The organism is Microbacterium sp. cf332, from assembly GCF_900102175.1.
Taxonomy (GTDB): domain Bacteria; phylum Actinomycetota; class Actinomycetes; order Actinomycetales; family Microbacteriaceae; genus Microbacterium.
In genome coordinates, this window is sequence record NZ_FNKN01000001.1 from 258,502 (window position 1) to 273,498 (window position 14,997).

The window sequence follows — 14,997 nt, forward strand, 5'->3', positions numbered from 1 at the left end:
ACGCCGGAGGGCGTCGCGGGTCAATAGCATGGTCGAATGACCGATACCGCGACGCCCTCGGTGGCGCGCCGCCTCGACGAGCTGCCCTTCGGCCGTCGACACCTGAAGATCCTGACGGGTTCGGGCCTCGGCTGGGCCCTCGACGCGATGGACGTCGGGCTCATCTCGTTCATCATCACCGCGCTGATCGCGCAATGGTCCCTCGACACGACGCACGCGTCCTGGATCGCATCGGCGGGTTTCGCCGGGATGGCGATCGGGGCGAGCATCGGCGGCCTCCTGTCCGACCGGTTCGGGCGCCGCTCGGTGTTCGCGATCACACTCCTCGTCTACGGCCTGGCCACGGGCGCGAGCGCGCTCGTCGGCGGCCTCGCGGCGCTGCTCGTGCTGCGCTTCATCGTGGGGCTCGGGCTGGGCGCCGAGCTGCCCGTCGCCAGCACGTACGTGAGCGAGTTCGCTCCGGCGCGCATCCGCGGCCGGGTCATCGTCGTCCTCGAGGCGTTCTGGGCGGTCGGCTGGACCGCGGCCGCCCTCATCGGTTACTTCGTCATCCCGCAGATCGACGAGGGATGGCGCTGGGCGTTCGCCGTGGGCGCGATCCCGGCCGCCTACGCGCTCATCGTGCGCTGGGGCCTGCCCGAGTCGGCGCGCTGGCTCGAGCGCCGCGGCCGGCACCGCGAGGCGGACGAGGTCGTCCGTGGATTCGAGTCCGCGGCACGCCCACACACCCACGCCGCGCACCGCGGACCGGTCGCGCCGATCGTCGCGGACACGCTGGCCCCCTCCGTCGCGACCTCGGCGGGCGGGCGCCTCGGCGCGCTGTGGTCGACCGAGTTCCGAGGCCGCACCGCGAGCCTCTGGCTCGTGTGGTTCTGCGTGAACTTCTCCTATTACGGCGCGTTCATCTGGATCCCGACCATCCTCTACACCCAGGGCTACGACCTGGTCCGCTCGTTCGGCTTCACCCTCATCATCACCCTCGCGCAGCTGCCGGGGTACGCGGTCGCGGCCTGGCTCATCGAGGTCTGGGGGCGGAGACTGACGCTCTCGGTGTTCCTCGTCGGATCGGCCGCGGCGGCCGTGGTGTTCGGCACGGCCACGACCGAGGTCGTCATCATCGCCGCCGGCATGGCGCTGTCGTTCTTCAACCTCGGAGCCTGGGGTGCGCTGTACGCGGTGACGCCGGAGATGTATCCGACCTCGCTCCGCGCGACGGGAGCGGGGTGGGCGGCCGGCGTCGGCCGCATCGCCTCGATCCTGGCGCCGCTCTCGGTGCCGCCACTGCTCGTCTGGGGCGGCGCACCCGTCCTGTTCATCGTGTTCGCCGTGTTCTTCGTCCTCGCCGCCGCCGGCGCGTGGGGCCTCATCGACCGCAGAGGAGTGTCGCTCGATGACCGCTGAGTCGGAGGAGACCGAGGTCCGGTTCGTCGCGATCGGCGATTCCTTCACCGAGGGCGTCGGCGACGAGCTGCCCGACGGCGCGGTGCGCGGCTGGGCCGACCTCACCGCCGCCGGATGGGCGGACGCCACCGGCCGAACCATCAGATACGCGAACCTCGCCATCCGGGGCAAGCTCGTGCGGCCCATCGTCGATGAGCAGCTCGAAGCTGCACTCGCGCTCCGGCCGACGCACCTGTCGTTCAACGGCGGCGGCAACGACATGCTGCGACCCCGGACCTCGATCGAGGACATCGTGGGCGCGTTCCTGCAGGTGATGCGGCGGTGCGACGAGGAGGGCGTGCGCCTCATCCTGCTGTCCGGCGCGAACCCGTCGGCCCAGTTGCCGCTCGGTGGTCTCATCCATCGACGCGGCGATGCATTGTCCGACGCCGTCGTCGATCGCATCGCCGACCGTGACGACATCGTGCGGGCGCTCAATTGGTACGACCGGACGCTTACGCATCCGTCCTACTGGTCAACAGATCGGCTGCACATGAACGCCCGCGGCCACCACCGGGTGGCCGCGCGCGTGCTGCAGGCGCTCGGGATCGAGGCGCCGGGGGAGTGGTGGTCGCTCCCCGTCGAGACCCAGACCGCGGTGTTGGCGCGTGGCGAGTACTTCCGCGAGCATCTTGCGCCGTGGGTGCGGCGGCGGCTGACGGGGCGTTCGTCGGGTGATGATCGCGATCCCAAGTTCGGTTCCTGGGTCGAGGTCGCCGCGCGCTCCTGACACGGGCCCTCCGCCTCTGTCAAGGCGCTGTGCACGGGACGGGGGGCACGGGAGGATCATCACGTCCGTTCGTCCGGAAGGAACTGTCATGAGCATTGGTGCCGGTATCGCCCTCTTCGTGATCGGCGCGATCCTCGCGTTCGCCGTCAACGTGCAGGTCGAGTGGGTGGATCTCGATCTGATCGGATACATCCTCATGGGCGCGGGTGCGCTCATCTTCTTCCTCGGGCTCATCCTGATGGTCCGTCGCCGTCAGACGGAGAGCGTCAGCCGTACCGCCGTCGATCCCGCCAGCGGACAGCGCGTCACCCGCAACAGCACGACCACGTCGGGCGATCCCACGCTCTGAACCCGCGTGGCGCGACTCACGCTCCGCCCGCTCGACCGTGCTCGGGTCGGGGACGGCGCGGGAGGTCCATGCCGATATGGATGCGGGTCTTCTTACGCTCGATCGCGATGAAGGTGCCACCGATGATCCACAGTGGCACCTGGGCGAGGAATGCGATGCGGAAGGCATCGAGCGAGTAGGTCGACGGTGATCCGGCCCCCTGCAGATCGAGGGCCAGCCCGATCGCGAACACGGCGATCAGCGCGGCGAGGAAACCGCCGGCGTTCGTGAGGCCGGTCGCGGTGCTCAGACGGTGCGAAGGGTTGTGCGTGCGGGCGTGATCGAAGGCGATCATGGACGCGGGCCCACCGGTCGCGAGTGCGACCACGAGGACGATGAGCAGCCACAGCGGAGCTGTGCCCGGCCATGCGATCACGGCCGTCCAGGCCAGCAGCTGTACTCCGACGGCGGGAAGGACGAGCGCCCGTGAACGCAGGTTGGGGATCCGTCGGGACAGGTCGCCCATGATGGGGCCGAGCGCCATGCCTGCGAAGACGTACAGCGTCGTGATGAGCGTGGCCTCGGCCTGCGTGCGCCCCTCACCCGCGGTGAGGAAGGGAATGCCCCACAGCAGGATGAATGCCGTACCAGCGAACGGGGTCGTGAAGTGCGACCAGAACGCCAGCCGCGTGCCCGGATGCGCCCAGGCTGCGCGGATGCCGACGCCGGTGTCGATGCTGGAGGTCACGACACGGATCGCACCGGTGTCGGTGTCGACGCTGACATCGCGGCCGATCTCCGGCGGGTGGTTGCGTACGAGCAGGAAGACGAGGATCGCGAAGAGCACGCCGAGGCCGGCGACACTGCCGAAGGCCACCGACCAGCTCGTGGCGTGCAGCAGCGCCGAGAGAGGGACGATGGCGACCAGCTGACCCGCCTGGCCGAGGATGCCGGTCAGCTGCACCATCAACGGTCCGCGTTGTGCGGGGAACCAGGTGGCCACGAGCCTCAGCACCGCCGGGAAGATGGCGGCGTCGCCGGCGCCGAGGAGCATCCGCGCGATGATCGCGACGCCGACGCTGGGGGAGAGGGCCATGGTCAGCTGCCCGACGGCCATCAGCATCATGCCGATGGTCATGATGGGGCGTGAGCCGTAGCGGTCGAGGAGCACACCGACGGGGATCTGCATCCCGCCGTACACCGCCAGCTGCACGACCGCGAACATCGACAGTGTCGCTGCGTCGGCCTGGAACCGCTCGGCGGCATCCACCCCGACGGCGGCGAGCGAGGTGCGGTTCGTGATGGAGAGCACGTAGGCGGCGACACCGGTGCCCCACACCAGCCAGGCCCGCAGCCCGGGTCCACTCACCCGCGCGGCGGGGATCATCGGCAGGATCCCTCGGGCATGACGGACGTCGGGGAGATCACCGTTCCACGGTACTCCTGACCGTGATCCGACATGCGCGCGTCGCGGCTCGGGCCGGCTGGCCGTCTGAGATGATGCGGAACATGACTGCACCGCTGATCCGACGATGACCGCCCTCTCGTCGTTCGAGACCGACGCGGCGATCGTCGTCGAGCATGTCGCCCGGCGGGCGACGCCGGTCGACGGCGAAACGGTCGCGCGGCTGCGATCGGAGTTCCCGCGACTGCATCGGCTCTTCAGCAGCCTCTACGGCGGTCGTCCCGACGGCCTCGACGCATTGCTGCGCCTCGTCGACACGACCTTGGATGCGCGCGCCGAGCGTACGCCCGAGCTGAGACGGCTCGATCGCGAACGCGCCGGCCGCTCCAACTGGTTCCAGTCCGAGCGCATGCTCGGCGGCGTCTGCTACGTCGACCGCTTCGCCGGCGACCTCGCGGGTGTCCGCGAGATGATCCCGTACTTCCAGGAGCTCGGTCTGACCTACCTGCACCTGATGCCGCTGTTCGCGACCCCGGAGGGTGACGACGACGGCGGATACGCGGTCTCCGACTACCGCACGGTAGACCCGGCCCTGGGCACGATGTCCGATCTGCGATCCCTCGCCGAGGAGCTGCGCGCCGCCGGCATCTCCCTCGTGCTCGATTTCATCTTCAACCACACCTCCAACGAGCACGCCTGGGCCCAACGCGCCCTCGCCGGCGATCCGTCCTACGAGGACTTCTACCTCATCTTCCCCGACCGTGAGATGCCGGACGCCTACGAGAAGACCACGCGCGAAATCTTCCCCGAAGACCATCCGGGATCCTTCGTCGCCCTTCCGGACGGGCGGTGGATCTGGGCGACCTTCTACCGGTTCCAGTGGGATCTGAACTACGCCAACCCCGACGTCTTCACGGCGATGGCGGGGGAGATGCTCTTCCTGGCGAACCAGGGCGTCGAGATCCTGCGGATGGATGCGGTCGCCTTCATCTGGAAGCGTCTGGGGACGGCGTGCGAATCGCTGCCCGAGGCGCACCTGCTCCTGCAGGCGTTCAACGCCGTCCTGCGCGTCGCCGCCCCCGCGGTGCTGTTCAAGTCCGAGGCCATCGTCCATCCCGACGAGGTGCTGGACTACATCTCGCCCGAAGAGTGCCAGCTCTCGTACAACCCGCTGCAGATGGCTCTCACGTGGGAAGCGCTGGCGACCCGAGACGCGCGACTTCTGCAGCTGGCTCTCGACGAGAGGCATGCTCTTCCGCCGGACACCGCGTGGGTGAACTACGTACGCAGTCACGATGACATCGGATGGACCTTCGCCGACGAGGATGCCGCGCGGCTCGGGATCGCGGGCGGGGCGCATCGCCGCTTCCTCAACGACTTCTACATCGGACGCTTCGACGGCTCGTTCTCGCGCGGGTACCCGTTCCAGGAGAATCCGCGCACGGGCGACGCGCGCATCGCCGGCACCACCGCATCGCTCGCGGGCGTGGGAGCAGGCGACGACGGTGGTGAGGACCGCGTCGTCCTCGCTCACGCGCTCGCCATGTCGACCGGCGGCATCCCGCTGCTGTATCTCGGCGACGAGGTCGCGCAGCTCAACGACGACACGTTCCAGCACGACCCGGCACGCAGCGCCGACAGTCGGTGGGCGCACCGTCCGCCGCGGCCCGAGCACCGCTACGCGCAGCGGTCCGACGCGACGACGACGGCCGGCCGGGTCTTCGCACGCCTTCGGCGGCTCATCGACGTGCGTTCGGCGACGGCCGAGTTCGCGGGCAACGCCCTACTTCCGTTCCATACGCCCGATGCTGCCGTCGTGGGCTTCCTTCGGCCGAACTCGCGCGGTGACGGGGGAGCGGTCCTCGTGCTGGCGAACGTCGGAGACGACCCGGTGGGGGTCTCGGCGCAGACGCTGGCGGGACTCGGCGACGTCGCGGTCGATCTTCTCGAAGACCGCGAGCGTCGCCTGGAGGGCGGACTCGAGCTGCCCGCGCATGGGTTCGTCTGGCTGCGCGTCCGCCCGCGATGAGCCGTGAGCGAGAACTGCACTCTCGGGACGCTTTCTGCAGGCGTGTCAGCTTGCCTCGAGCGCGCCGCGCCCGATCGGTGCGAACGGCGCCCAATAGGTCAGGGTGGTGTGCTCGGGTGACAGCACCGCACTCGCTTCGCCGGACCGCCAGGCGCGGTTGAAGAGGAAGACGCCGACTTCAACAGGCAGATCGCTGGGCACGAGCCACGTCCCGAGGCCCCATTGTGCGGGCTGGCCGCGCCCGTCGATGACGACGGTCGGACGGACGCCGACGAGCAGGTGCAGTCGGGGACGGCGGAGGTCGAGGGTCACGCGGCGCGCGTTCTGGCTCGCATCGGCGCTCATGCGCTCGACTTCGCAGTCCGTCGACGGTTTCTCATCGAGTCGAACGTACTGCGAGACGGCGTCGGGACGGAATCCGGCTACTTGCGGGAAGCTACTGTTACCTGTAACACTAGCTTCGTGACCGATGACGCCAAGCTTGCCGCCCTCCGTCGGGGGATGCTCGAGCCGCTCGTGCTGGCGAGCATCGAAAAGCACCGCCGGTACGCGGCCGAGATCGTCGAAGCTCTGCGCGTCTGCAACTTTCCCGTCCTCGAAGGAACGCTCTATCCGCTCCTCAACAGGCTGCGTCGTGACGGTCTGATCGAACACGAATGGCAAGAGTCGACGTCCGGCCCACCGAGGAAGTACCTCGCACTGACCGCCGAGGGGCATGCGCAACTCGCAACGTTCCGTGACTACTGGACCGGTCTCACTCACACCCTCTCGAACGTAGGAGATTGACATGTCCGACATCCAGCACATGCGGCTCAGCGGCCACGCCGGAACCTTCCCGCTCACTCCGGAAGCGCACAGCCTGCTCGTCAGCTACGTGACCTCGTCCCGCGAACAGCTCGCCGATACTCTCGATGCCGATGAGACCGTCCGCGATCTGGAGGGCGCACTCGGTGATCGGCTGCACGCGTTGCTCGGAGCATCCGAGAAAGCGATCGATGATCGTCAGATGACCGAGATCATCCGTGATCTGGGTCACGTCGAGCCCTTCTCGGCTCAGCCCGCACGGAGTGGTGGCGGGACCTGGACCCGGATCGACGAGGGGAAGTGGTTCGGCGGCGTCTGCGTCGGCTTAGCCGTTCGCGGTCACCTTCGTCTCGACTGGGTGCGTACGATCGGCGTCTTCCTCATGCTCCTCACGGGGGGACTGATCGGCATCGTCTATCTCGGGCTCTGGGCGTTTCTTCCTCGAGTCGGGGCCGTCAATGAGTACGAACAGCGCACCAGGACCGCACATCCCGCGTTCTGACCCCCGCAGTGTCGGTCTGCCGAACTGACATAATGTGCATTATCGGATTATGCGACAGCGGAGTTCGAGAGGGGGCGGTGCCGGCCTGACGGAGTCGCGGCGCTCGCGGCCAGCGCGCCGAGGACGGTCGCCGTGATGGTCGTGACCGTGAGGACGGCGGTGACCGCCGTGCGACCGGGCCCGGCGGCGTACGAGGCGCACAGTGCGATCGCGGTCATCGCCGCTCCGAAGATCAGCACCGCGGTGATGGCGCGGAAACGTCGCTCGCGCACGGTCGGCAGTCGAGACCCACGAGCGCTCCCGCCTCGGCGGACGGCCGTCACGAACAGCGCGGCGACGGAGCTCCAGAAGCCGACGACCAGGCTCGCCGTCACGACGTCGCTCGGACGATGCCAGCCCGCCGCGATCACTCCCATGCCGGCGACCGACGCCCAGACGACGAGCGCGGGCGCCAGGACGAACTTCATGCGGGGCGGCGCCGCGAACAGGGCCGCGCACGCTGCCGCGATCGCGATGGTCGCGTGTCCGGACGGCAGCGAGTTGCCATACGCGCCCCAACCGTCGGCGAGCTCCGGTCGCGCGATCACCTCGTGTTTGAGTATCTGCGTGACGATGCTCGATCCGATGAAGACGACGCCGGCCGCGGCGGCCTCGGCGAAGCGACGCCGGACGAGCGCGGCGGCCAGGCTCGCCAGCATGATGACGGCGGCGACGATCAGGATGTAGTTCGCGCTGATGTGCTGGGCGGCGAGAAGCATCGGGTTCGTCGAGTTGGCGGCTGCGACCATCGCCGTCTGATCGGCATCCTGGCCGGATGTGGTGAAAACGCAGACGGCGATCGTCACCGCGATCGCGGTGACCTGCACGCCTGCCAACTGCAGGTATCTCAGACTGCGTCCCATGCCGGCACCTCGCTCTCCGTCGCCCTCCACGGTACGGAGGTTCGGCTGTGAACCCCGTCAACGATCCAGCGCGCCGCGCTCCCCCGCCGTCGGGCCCGCGACCGCCCCCTAGGCTCGAAGGGTGCAGGTGCTGACCGGATTCGTCGTCGTCGGGGTCGCGATCGTGGTCGGTTACATCATCGGACGCATCGATCTGCTGGGCCCGCACGGTCGTCCGGTGCTGGCCCGACTCATCTTCTTCGTCCTGTCACCGTTCCTCATGTTCGTCGTCCTGTCGCAGGCTGACGTCTCGACCCTGTTCTCGGCGCTCCTCCCGGTTTCAGCCATCGCGGCCGTGTCGATGTTCGTCATCTACGCGGCCGTCGCACGATTCGTGTGGCATCGATCGGTCGGCGAGGCGCTCATCGGCACGCTCTCGGCCGGGCAGGTCAACTCGAACAACATCGGCATCCCGCTGTCGCTCTATCTGCTGGGCTCGGCGGCCCTGCCGGCACCGGTGATCCTCATGCAGCTGATCGTGTTCACCCCGGTGACGATGGCGATCCTCGAGGCGGTGACGACAGGCCAGCGTCGTCCCTTGCCGATCCTCAGGCGGACCTTCGCCAACCCCATCGTGATCTCCTCGCTCGCCGGCGTCATCGTGTCGGTCTCCGGGCTCGAGCTGCCGCCCATCGTCCTCGATCCGCTGCAACTGATCGCCGACGCGTGCGTTCCGGTGCTGTTGATCGCCTACGGCATGTCGCTGCACGGGCAGCGTGTCCTGGCGCCCTCGGGCCGGCGTCGTGACATCCTGCTCGCGTCCGGTCTGAAGCTCGTCGCGATGCCGTTGGTCGCCTGGGCCGTCGCGGCGCTCCTCTTCCGCCTCTCCCCCGCCGAGGTCCTCGCCGTGACGGTCCTCGCGGCCCTGCCGACCGCTCAGAACGTCTTCAACTTCGCACAGCGCTACGACGTGGGCGAGACGATCTCGCGCGACACAGTGTTCATCACCACGCTCGGGTGCGTGCCCGTCCTGCTCACCGCGACCCTCATCCTCGGCTGAATCCCGGTCGGGTCCACGCGCCGCCGAGGCCGTGTCGGCCTCGTCGTGGTTGCACTACCGTGTGGAATGTCGGGGGTGTGCGGCCCCCACGAAGGAGGTTCTCTCATGTCCACTTCTGATAACACCAGCACCAGGTTCGTCAGGTCGCTGCGCACGGCGTTCATCGTCGGCGGCATCCTGTCGATCGTGCTCGGCCTTCTGATCCTCATCTGGCCCGGGCGCACCGCCCAGGTCTTGACGGGGATCATCGCGGCGTACACGATCGTCGCCGGCCTCGTCTATGCCGCTCTCGGCATCTTCTCTCGGACGAAGGGCGGCTGGTCGCGCATCGGGCACATCGCCCTGGGCGTCTTCTTCGTATTCGTCGGCATCGTCGCGTTCGCGAACCTCGCGGCCTTCACCCTGTCGTTCGCGCTGTTCCTGGGCGTGCTCGTCGGCATCCTGTGGATCATCGAGGGTGCCGTGTCTCTCTCGGTGGTCGGTCAGTCGTCGTCGCGGGGCTGGACGATCGCCTTCGCGGTGCTGTCGATCATCGCGGGTGTCGTGCTGCTCTTCTCGCCGCTCTGGGGCGCGATCGTGCTCTGGTGGCTCCTGGGCATCTCCGCCGTCGCGCTCGGCATCGTGAACGTGGTGCGCGGTCTGTCGTTCCGGTCCTGACCCGACGGGGCGTCAGACCGGCAGGTGGCGGCCCCACCACTCGAGGACGGCCTCGAACCGCTGCACGCGGTGGCGGGGCCGTCCCGACCGGGTGAGCTCGTGATCCTCGCCGGGGAAGACGAGGAGCTCGGCGTCGACCCCGTTCCGGCGGAGGGCCGTGTAGTACCGGGTCGCCTGCTCCAGCGGGCAGCGGAAGTCGAGCTCCGAGTGCATGACGAGGGTGGGCGTCCGCACCTCGCCGACGACGGCCATGGGGCTCTGCTCCCGGATCGTCGCGGCATCGGTGCCGACGTACTCATCGCCGAAGAACGAGCCGATGTCGCTCGTGCCCTGGAACGTCTCCGGGTCGAGGAACCCGCGCTCGACGATCGCCGCCGCGAAGCGGTGCTCGTGCGCGATCGCCCAGGCCGTGAGGTACCCGCCGTACGAGCCGCCCATGATGCCGACTCGGGAGCCGTCGAGGCGGCTGTCGGCCTCGATCGCGCCGTCGAGGAAGGCGAGGACATCGACGAGGTCGTCGGTGCCCATCCGCCCCCGGATGCTCCTACCGTGGGCGCGTCCGTAGCCGGCGCTCCCACGCGGGTTGCAGTACACGACGGCATATCCGGCTTCGACGAGCACCTGGGTCTCGTCGAAGAGATGCACGCCGTACGACGCGTAGGGCCCGCCGTGGATCTGCAGAACGACGGGGAAGGGGCCCTCCCCCGCAGGCACGGCGACCCAGCCGTGGACGGGGTAGCCGTCGCCGGCCGTGACGTCGAGCTCGCGCGGCAGGACGTAGCCGGCGCGCCGGGCCGCGTCGCCGAAGGAAGTCAGCAGGCGGGCGTCGACGCCCGCCGCATCGAGCAGCAGGATCTCGCCCGCCGACCGGCTCGTGGCCACGGCGCAGACGATGCGCTCCCCCGCGGCGTCGGCGGCATGTCCGACGACCTCGAGCCCGCCGCGGAGCCGGCTCGAGGTCCCGTCGCGCGAGACACGGAGCAGGTGGACTTCGCCGCGCGTGCGGTTCTGCACCAGGAAGTCGTCGCCGACGGCCGTGACATGCGATCCGACCTCGCCGAGGTCGACCGTCTCGGGGTCGGTGAGCCGGCGCGGTGCGTCGCCGTCGAGGATCCAGAGCGCGACGCCGGGCGCTACGAAGTCGATGCCCGTGGCGCCGGGATCGGACGCGAGCAGGGCGATGGTTCCGTCGGGCGCCACGGCGATGTCGCTGATCGACAGGCTGGGCGGGAGCATCGAGCGCTGTCCGCCGCCGTCGACCGGCACGGCGAGAAGCGGGGTCCGCAGGTCGCGGTGCTCGGGCTCGATGGCATCCGTGGTGGTGAGGATCTCCCGGCCGTCGCGGGTGAAGACGACCCCGACGTGCGAGAGCGGACCGGACGTCAGCTGCCGCGCCTCCTCCGGCACCGGACGATGCGAGCCCGCATCCGGCGTGCCGGCGGACGGTGCTGCGTCGTAGGCGGGTTCTGCGCCCGGGTCGGGAACGCTGACGACGAATACGTGCGCCGGTCGATCGGCGACGTAGCCGAGGCCGTTCGCGTGCCATCGAATCCCTGTGATGCGACGGGGCGGCTCAGCCTCCGGCGCGATGCCGTCGATCGAGCCGTAGCGTCCGGGCTCGGGCACGCGAGCGGTGAAGCCGATGTGATCTCCGGTCGGCGACCACGCGAAGGCCGTCACGCCGAGGGGCGCGTCGGTGACCTGCACGACCTCCGAGCCGGCGGCGGCGATGATGTGCACCTGGGGCCTGCCTCCCGCGTCCGCGCGGAGGAAGGCGATGCGGCTGTCGTCGGGCGCCAGCCGGGGCGCGGAGTCGGCGACACCGCGCGTGATGCGTCGGGCATCCCCGGCCGGCAGATCGATCCGCCACAGCTGGCCGACATTGCGGTCGGCCCGGAGATCGGGGCGCGACGTCGCGAACACCGCGAACGAGCCGTCTCCGGCGATGGCGGGGCGGCCGACCGAGACGAGCGCCTCGATGTCGTCGGGGCGCATGCTCACTCGCCGCCGAAGGACGAGATGTCTCCCACCAGCCGGGTGTTGTCCGACGCGATCGGCTCGACCGCCGCCAGTGCGATCTCGGCAGCGAACTCCGAGACGTTGTAGAGCTTCCCGGCCGACTCGCGGCGCGTCGCGATGGCGCCGGGGCTGGCCCGCTCGAGCAGGGTCGCGGTGATCGTGCCCTCGATCATGTCGCCTGAGACGACCACGAAGCCGATGCCGCGCTCGCTCAGCTCGCCGATGCGCTCGCGGAGGGCGTCCTCGCCGGCACGCTTCGAGAGAGCGACGGCCTCGTACTCGGGCATCGTCGGCGTCGTGCGGATGAAGTGCGCCTGATGGCTGGTCACGAACACGACCCGCGAGCCGTCCTCGAGCAACGGCAGTGCGGCTTCCAGCGCACCGACCTGAGCATCGCGGTTGAGCGTGAGGGCGTAGTCCTCGGCCATGCCGCCCTCCATGCCCCCGGACGCGTTCAGGACCAGGAGATCGAGGCGACCGAACGTCTCGCGGACGGTGGCGAACATCTCGTCGACCGAGGCCCGGTCGGTCAGGTCGGCGCCGACGACCAGGACCTCGACGCCCAGCTCGCGGAGCTCGGCCGCGAGCTTCTCCGCGCGCGGTGCCTTGTTGCGGAAGTTGATGACGACGTTGGCCCCGGCCTGCGCCAGGTAGCGCGCGGTGTCGGCGCCGATGCCGCGCGACGATCCCGTCACGAGGGCCGTGCGGCCGGTGAGGGTTCCGGCGGGAAGGGGCTGAGTCATGGGGGCGCTCCTGCGGGGATGTTCGGCTCTCGGCGCGGCGGTCCGCCGGCACCGACCGAGCCTATCAACCGGCCCGGTGGCGACCCTCGACTGGTAGGTTCGGGGCAGGGAAGAAGGAGCGCAGATGTTGCCCGATCTCACGCAGTACCTCTGGATAGCGTGGCTCGTGCTGGCATTGATCTTCGTGATCGTCGAGCTGCTCACGCTCGAGTTCACGTTCCTGATGCTCGCCGCCGGCACGCTCGTCGGCGGCCTCGGCACCAATCTCCTCTCCGCGCCGTGGTGGCTCCAGGTCGCGGCGGCCGCCGGGGTCTCCGCTCTCCTGCTGTTCACGATCCGGCCGCTGCTGCTGCGTGCGCTGCATCGCAGCAGCGCGCTGATCCCCACCAACGTCGACGCCCTCGCCGGAACGGGCGCGCGGGTCCTCGTGCCGTTCATCGAGGGCGCGGGCTCGGTCAAGCTCGACAACGGCGAGACCTGGACCGCTCGGCTCGTCGACAGCCCCGCCGACGTCGCCGTCGGCACCCGGCTCATCGTCCGCGCCGTGCGCGGCGCCACTGTAGAGGTGACCGTCCCCGTCCCCGACCCGAAGGAGAACACCCATGGTTGACGTCGGCGCCTTCATCGGGCAGATCTTCGTGATCGTGCTCCTCGTCGTGCTCGCGATCTTCGTGATCGTCGTGCTGTTCCGCGCGATCCGGATCATCCCGCAGGCGTACGCCGGGGTCGTCGAGCGTCTCGGCCGCTACCAGCGGACCCTCTCCCCCGGGCTGAACATCCTCATCCCCTTCATCGACCGGGTCCTGCCGCTCGTGGACATGCGCGAGCAGGTCGTGTCGTTCCCGCCTCAGCCCGTCATCACCGAGGACAACCTCGTCGTCTCGATCGACACCGTCGTGTACTTCCAGGTCACGGATGCCCGGGCGGCGACGTACGAGATCAACAACTACCTCGGCGCCGTCGAGCAGCTCACGACGACGACCCTGCGCAACGTCGTCGGCGGTCTCAACCTCGAACAGGCCCTGACAAGCCGCGACAACATCAACGGTCAGCTGCGCATCGTCCTCGACGAGGCGACGGGCAAGTGGGGCATCCGCGTCTCGCGCGTCGAGCTGAAGGCCATCGACCCGCCCATCTCGATCCAGGACTCCATGGAGAAGCAGATGCGAGCGGAACGCGACCGCCGCGCCGCGATCCTCACCGCGGAGGGCTCGAAGCAGTCGCAGATCCTTGAGGCGGAGGGGCGCCGACAAGCGGAGATCCTCACGGCCGAGGGTGACAAGCAGGCCCAGATCCTCCGTGCCGAGGGCGAGTCGGCGGCGATTCAGACGGTGTTCCAGGCCATCCACGACGGCAATCCCGACGACAAGCTTCTGGCCTACCAGTACCTGCAGACGCTGCCGAAGATCAGCGACAGCGCCTCGAGCAAGCTCTGGATCATCCCGAGCGAGTTCACCGAGGCGCTCAAGAGCATGACCGCCGGATTCGCTCCTCGGCGTGACGCCCCCTCGGAACCGCCCGCGGACCGCAGCGCTCCGCCCGCTCCGTGACGCACCCGTTCTTCGCGTCCTCTCGCCCGCGCATCCTCGCGCACCGCGGGTTCGTGCCCCCGGATTCGGAGGGCATCGTCGAGAACACGTTCGCCGCGTTCGCGGCCGCGCATGCGTTGGGGGTCGCGTACGTCGAGTCGGACTGCCACCTGAGCGCCGACGGTACCGTCATCCTGTTCCACGACGCCGATCTCGAACGGGTCGCCGGCGACCCGCGTCCGATCTCGGAGGTCGGCGACCGCGAGCTCGAGACGCTGATGGCCGACCGAGGTGGGCTCGTGACGCTCGAGCAGGCGCTGGAGGCCTTCCCGACGCTTCGCTTCAACCTCGATGTCAAGGCCGCCGCGGCCGCCGACGAGGTCGGGCGGATCGTCGCGCCTTTCGCCGACCGCGTCCTGGTCACCAGCTTCTCCGATCGCCACCGAGCCCGCGCGCTCCGTGCCGCCCGCGCGGCCGGCGGCCATCCGGCGACGTCGGCCGGAACGGTCCGGATCGCGGCTCTCGTCGCGGCGGTCGCCTCGGGTGTGCCATGGTTGATGAGTCGCGCATTGCGCGGCATCGACGCGGTGCAGGTCCCCGAGCGTCGAGGACCGCTCCGCATCGTCACCCCCCGCATGATCCGCGCCGTGCACCGCGACGGCGTGGAACTCCACGTCTGGACGGTCAACGACGCAGACGATATGAGGCGCCTGCTCGCGGCCGGCGTCGACGGTCTCGTCACCGATCGGGCCGACCGAGGACTGAGCGTCGCGGCGGAGACCCGCTGAATACCCCGACACGCTGAATATCGGCTGTGAAACCCCGAAGACCACCCATCGTTCGGATGATGCACACAGCCGCGCACGTTAC

The 14,997-nt window shown here is 69.3% G+C and carries 16 protein-coding genes; 11 read left to right on the forward strand and 5 right to left on the reverse strand.

Translation table 11 applies throughout. From position 1 onward, the window contains the following. Nucleotides 1–36 precede the first annotated feature (36 nt). The 3 genes from BLT21_RS01115 to BLT21_RS01125 all read left to right on the forward strand — a co-directional run bounded on the left by BLT21_RS01115 (nt 37) and on the right by BLT21_RS01125 (nt 2,519). Complete coding sequence (locus tag BLT21_RS01115) at nt 37–1,401, forward strand: MFS transporter (RefSeq protein ID WP_091497839.1); 1,365 nt, start codon at nt 37–39, stop codon at nt 1,399–1,401. Continuing rightward, complete coding sequence (locus tag BLT21_RS01120; protein WP_091497842.1) at nt 1,391–2,170, forward strand: SGNH/GDSL hydrolase family protein; 780 nt, start codon at nt 1,391–1,393, stop codon at nt 2,168–2,170. Before BLT21_RS01115 ends, BLT21_RS01120 begins: the two co-directional genes overlap by 11 nt. An 88-nt stretch (nt 2,171–2,258) precedes the next feature. Next, entirely contained in the window at nt 2,259–2,519 is a 261-nt protein-coding gene (locus BLT21_RS01125; protein WP_091497846.1) for a DUF6458 family protein, read from the forward strand. Nucleotides 2,520–2,535: 16 nt separating this feature from the next. On the opposite strand, the gene BLT21_RS01130 is transcribed toward BLT21_RS01125, so the two are convergent. Next, nucleotides 2,536–3,885, reverse strand: a complete 1,350-nt coding sequence (locus BLT21_RS01130) for an MFS transporter (RefSeq protein ID WP_091497851.1) — start codon at nt 3,883–3,885, stop codon at nt 2,536–2,538. Between the two features lie 145 nt (nt 3,886–4,030). On the opposite strand from BLT21_RS01130, the gene BLT21_RS01135 reads away from it, so the two are divergent. Continuing rightward, on the forward strand, nt 4,031–5,932 hold the full coding sequence (locus BLT21_RS01135) for an alpha-amylase family protein (RefSeq protein ID WP_091497855.1): 1,902 nt from the start codon (nt 4,031–4,033) through the stop codon (nt 5,930–5,932). A 45-nt stretch (nt 5,933–5,977) separates the two neighbouring features. Here the strand turns inward: BLT21_RS01135 and BLT21_RS01140 are convergent, their stop codons facing one another. After that, nucleotides 5,978–6,277: a hypothetical protein gene (locus BLT21_RS01140; protein WP_091497859.1), complete on the reverse strand. Its 300-nt coding sequence runs from the start codon at nt 6,275–6,277 to the stop codon at nt 5,978–5,980. Nucleotides 6,278–6,394: 117 nt separating this feature from the next. Between BLT21_RS01140 and BLT21_RS01145 the strand changes: the two genes are divergently transcribed. Both BLT21_RS01145 and BLT21_RS01150 read left to right on the forward strand, forming a co-directional pair. Beyond that, nucleotides 6,395–6,718 carry a PadR family transcriptional regulator gene (locus tag BLT21_RS01145; RefSeq protein ID WP_218125702.1) on the forward strand — a complete coding sequence of 108 codons (324 nt, stop codon included), beginning with the start codon at nt 6,395–6,397 and terminating at the stop codon, nt 6,716–6,718. A gap of 1 nt (nt 6,719) precedes the next feature. Next, nucleotides 6,720–7,238: a PspC domain-containing protein gene (locus tag BLT21_RS01150; RefSeq protein ID WP_091497865.1), complete on the forward strand. Its 519-nt coding sequence runs from the start codon at nt 6,720–6,722 to the stop codon at nt 7,236–7,238. 47 nt (nt 7,239–7,285) lie between these two features. Here the strand turns inward: BLT21_RS01150 and BLT21_RS01155 are convergent, their stop codons facing one another. Further along, nucleotides 7,286–8,140 (reverse strand): phosphatase PAP2 family protein, encoded by an 855-nt coding sequence (locus BLT21_RS01155; RefSeq protein WP_143024912.1) that lies wholly within the window; start codon nt 8,138–8,140, stop codon nt 7,286–7,288. A gap of 121 nt (nt 8,141–8,261) precedes the next feature. Between BLT21_RS01155 and BLT21_RS01160 the strand changes: the two genes are divergently transcribed. Together BLT21_RS01160 and BLT21_RS01165 are read left to right on the forward strand one after the other, a co-directional pair. Next, on the forward strand, nt 8,262–9,179 hold the full coding sequence (locus BLT21_RS01160; RefSeq protein WP_091497875.1) for an AEC family transporter: 918 nt from the start codon (nt 8,262–8,264) through the stop codon (nt 9,177–9,179). 105 nt (nt 9,180–9,284) lie between these two features. After that, nucleotides 9,285–9,836, forward strand: a complete 552-nt coding sequence (locus BLT21_RS01165; protein ID WP_091497879.1) for an HdeD family acid-resistance protein — start codon at nt 9,285–9,287, stop codon at nt 9,834–9,836. Nucleotides 9,837–9,848: 12 nt separating this feature from the next. On the opposite strand, the gene BLT21_RS01170 is transcribed toward BLT21_RS01165, so the two are convergent. Continuing rightward, nucleotides 9,849–11,831, reverse strand: a complete 1,983-nt coding sequence (locus BLT21_RS01170) for a S9 family peptidase (RefSeq protein ID WP_091497883.1) — start codon at nt 11,829–11,831, stop codon at nt 9,849–9,851. A 2-nt stretch (nt 11,832–11,833) separates the two neighbouring features. Beyond that, on the reverse strand, nt 11,834–12,598 hold the full coding sequence (locus BLT21_RS01175; protein ID WP_091497887.1) for an SDR family oxidoreductase: 765 nt from the start codon (nt 12,596–12,598) through the stop codon (nt 11,834–11,836). A 124-nt stretch (nt 12,599–12,722) separates the two neighbouring features. On the opposite strand from BLT21_RS01175, the gene BLT21_RS01180 reads away from it, so the two are divergent. From BLT21_RS01180 to BLT21_RS01190, 3 genes are read left to right on the forward strand one after another with little or no spacing between them, the layout of a single operon-like run. After that, nucleotides 12,723–13,208, forward strand: a complete 486-nt coding sequence (locus BLT21_RS01180) for an NfeD family protein (RefSeq protein ID WP_091497891.1) — start codon at nt 12,723–12,725, stop codon at nt 13,206–13,208. Continuing rightward, nucleotides 13,201–14,148: an SPFH domain-containing protein gene (locus tag BLT21_RS01185; RefSeq protein WP_091497895.1), complete on the forward strand. Its 948-nt coding sequence runs from the start codon at nt 13,201–13,203 to the stop codon at nt 14,146–14,148. Before BLT21_RS01180 ends, BLT21_RS01185 begins: the two co-directional genes overlap by 8 nt. Continuing rightward, on the forward strand, nt 14,145–14,915 hold the full coding sequence (locus tag BLT21_RS01190; protein WP_091497899.1) for a glycerophosphodiester phosphodiesterase family protein: 771 nt from the start codon (nt 14,145–14,147) through the stop codon (nt 14,913–14,915). The genes BLT21_RS01185 and BLT21_RS01190 overlap by 4 nt, the downstream gene beginning before the upstream one ends. Nucleotides 14,916–14,997 lie beyond the last annotated feature (82 nt).

Excerpts from the sequence above, each read along its gene's own strand:
- BLT21_RS01125 (WP_091497846.1), top strand. The coding sequence starts at position 2,259 with ATGAGCATTGGTGCCGGTATCGCCCTCTTCGTGATCGGCGCGATCCTC.
- BLT21_RS01185 (WP_091497895.1), top strand. The coding sequence starts at position 13,201 with ATGGTTGACGTCGGCGCCTTCATCGGGCAGATCTTCGTGATCGTGCTC.
- BLT21_RS01175 (WP_091497887.1), bottom strand. The coding sequence starts at position 12,598 with ATGACTCAGCCCCTTCCCGCCGGAACCCTCACCGGCCGCACGGCCCTC.
- BLT21_RS01170 (WP_091497883.1), bottom strand. The coding sequence starts at position 11,831 with ATGCGCCCCGACGACATCGAGGCGCTCGTCTCGGTCGGCCGCCCCGCC.
- BLT21_RS01155 (WP_143024912.1), bottom strand. The coding sequence starts at position 8,140 with ATGGGACGCAGTCTGAGATACCTGCAGTTGGCAGGCGTGCAGGTCACC.
- BLT21_RS01150 (WP_091497865.1), top strand. The coding sequence starts at position 6,720 with ATGTCCGACATCCAGCACATGCGGCTCAGCGGCCACGCCGGAACCTTC.
- BLT21_RS01130 (WP_091497851.1), bottom strand. The coding sequence starts at position 3,885 with ATGATCCCCGCCGCGCGGGTGAGTGGACCCGGGCTGCGGGCCTGGCTG.
- BLT21_RS01135 (WP_091497855.1), top strand. The coding sequence starts at position 4,031 with ATGACCGCCCTCTCGTCGTTCGAGACCGACGCGGCGATCGTCGTCGAG.
- BLT21_RS01180 (WP_091497891.1), top strand. The coding sequence starts at position 12,723 with ATGTTGCCCGATCTCACGCAGTACCTCTGGATAGCGTGGCTCGTGCTG.
- BLT21_RS01165 (WP_091497879.1), top strand. The coding sequence starts at position 9,285 with ATGTCCACTTCTGATAACACCAGCACCAGGTTCGTCAGGTCGCTGCGC.
- BLT21_RS01115 (WP_091497839.1), top strand. The coding sequence starts at position 37 with ATGACCGATACCGCGACGCCCTCGGTGGCGCGCCGCCTCGACGAGCTG.
- BLT21_RS01140 (WP_091497859.1), bottom strand. The coding sequence starts at position 6,277 with ATGAGCGCCGATGCGAGCCAGAACGCGCGCCGCGTGACCCTCGACCTC.
- BLT21_RS01120 (WP_091497842.1), top strand. The coding sequence starts at position 1,391 with ATGACCGCTGAGTCGGAGGAGACCGAGGTCCGGTTCGTCGCGATCGGC.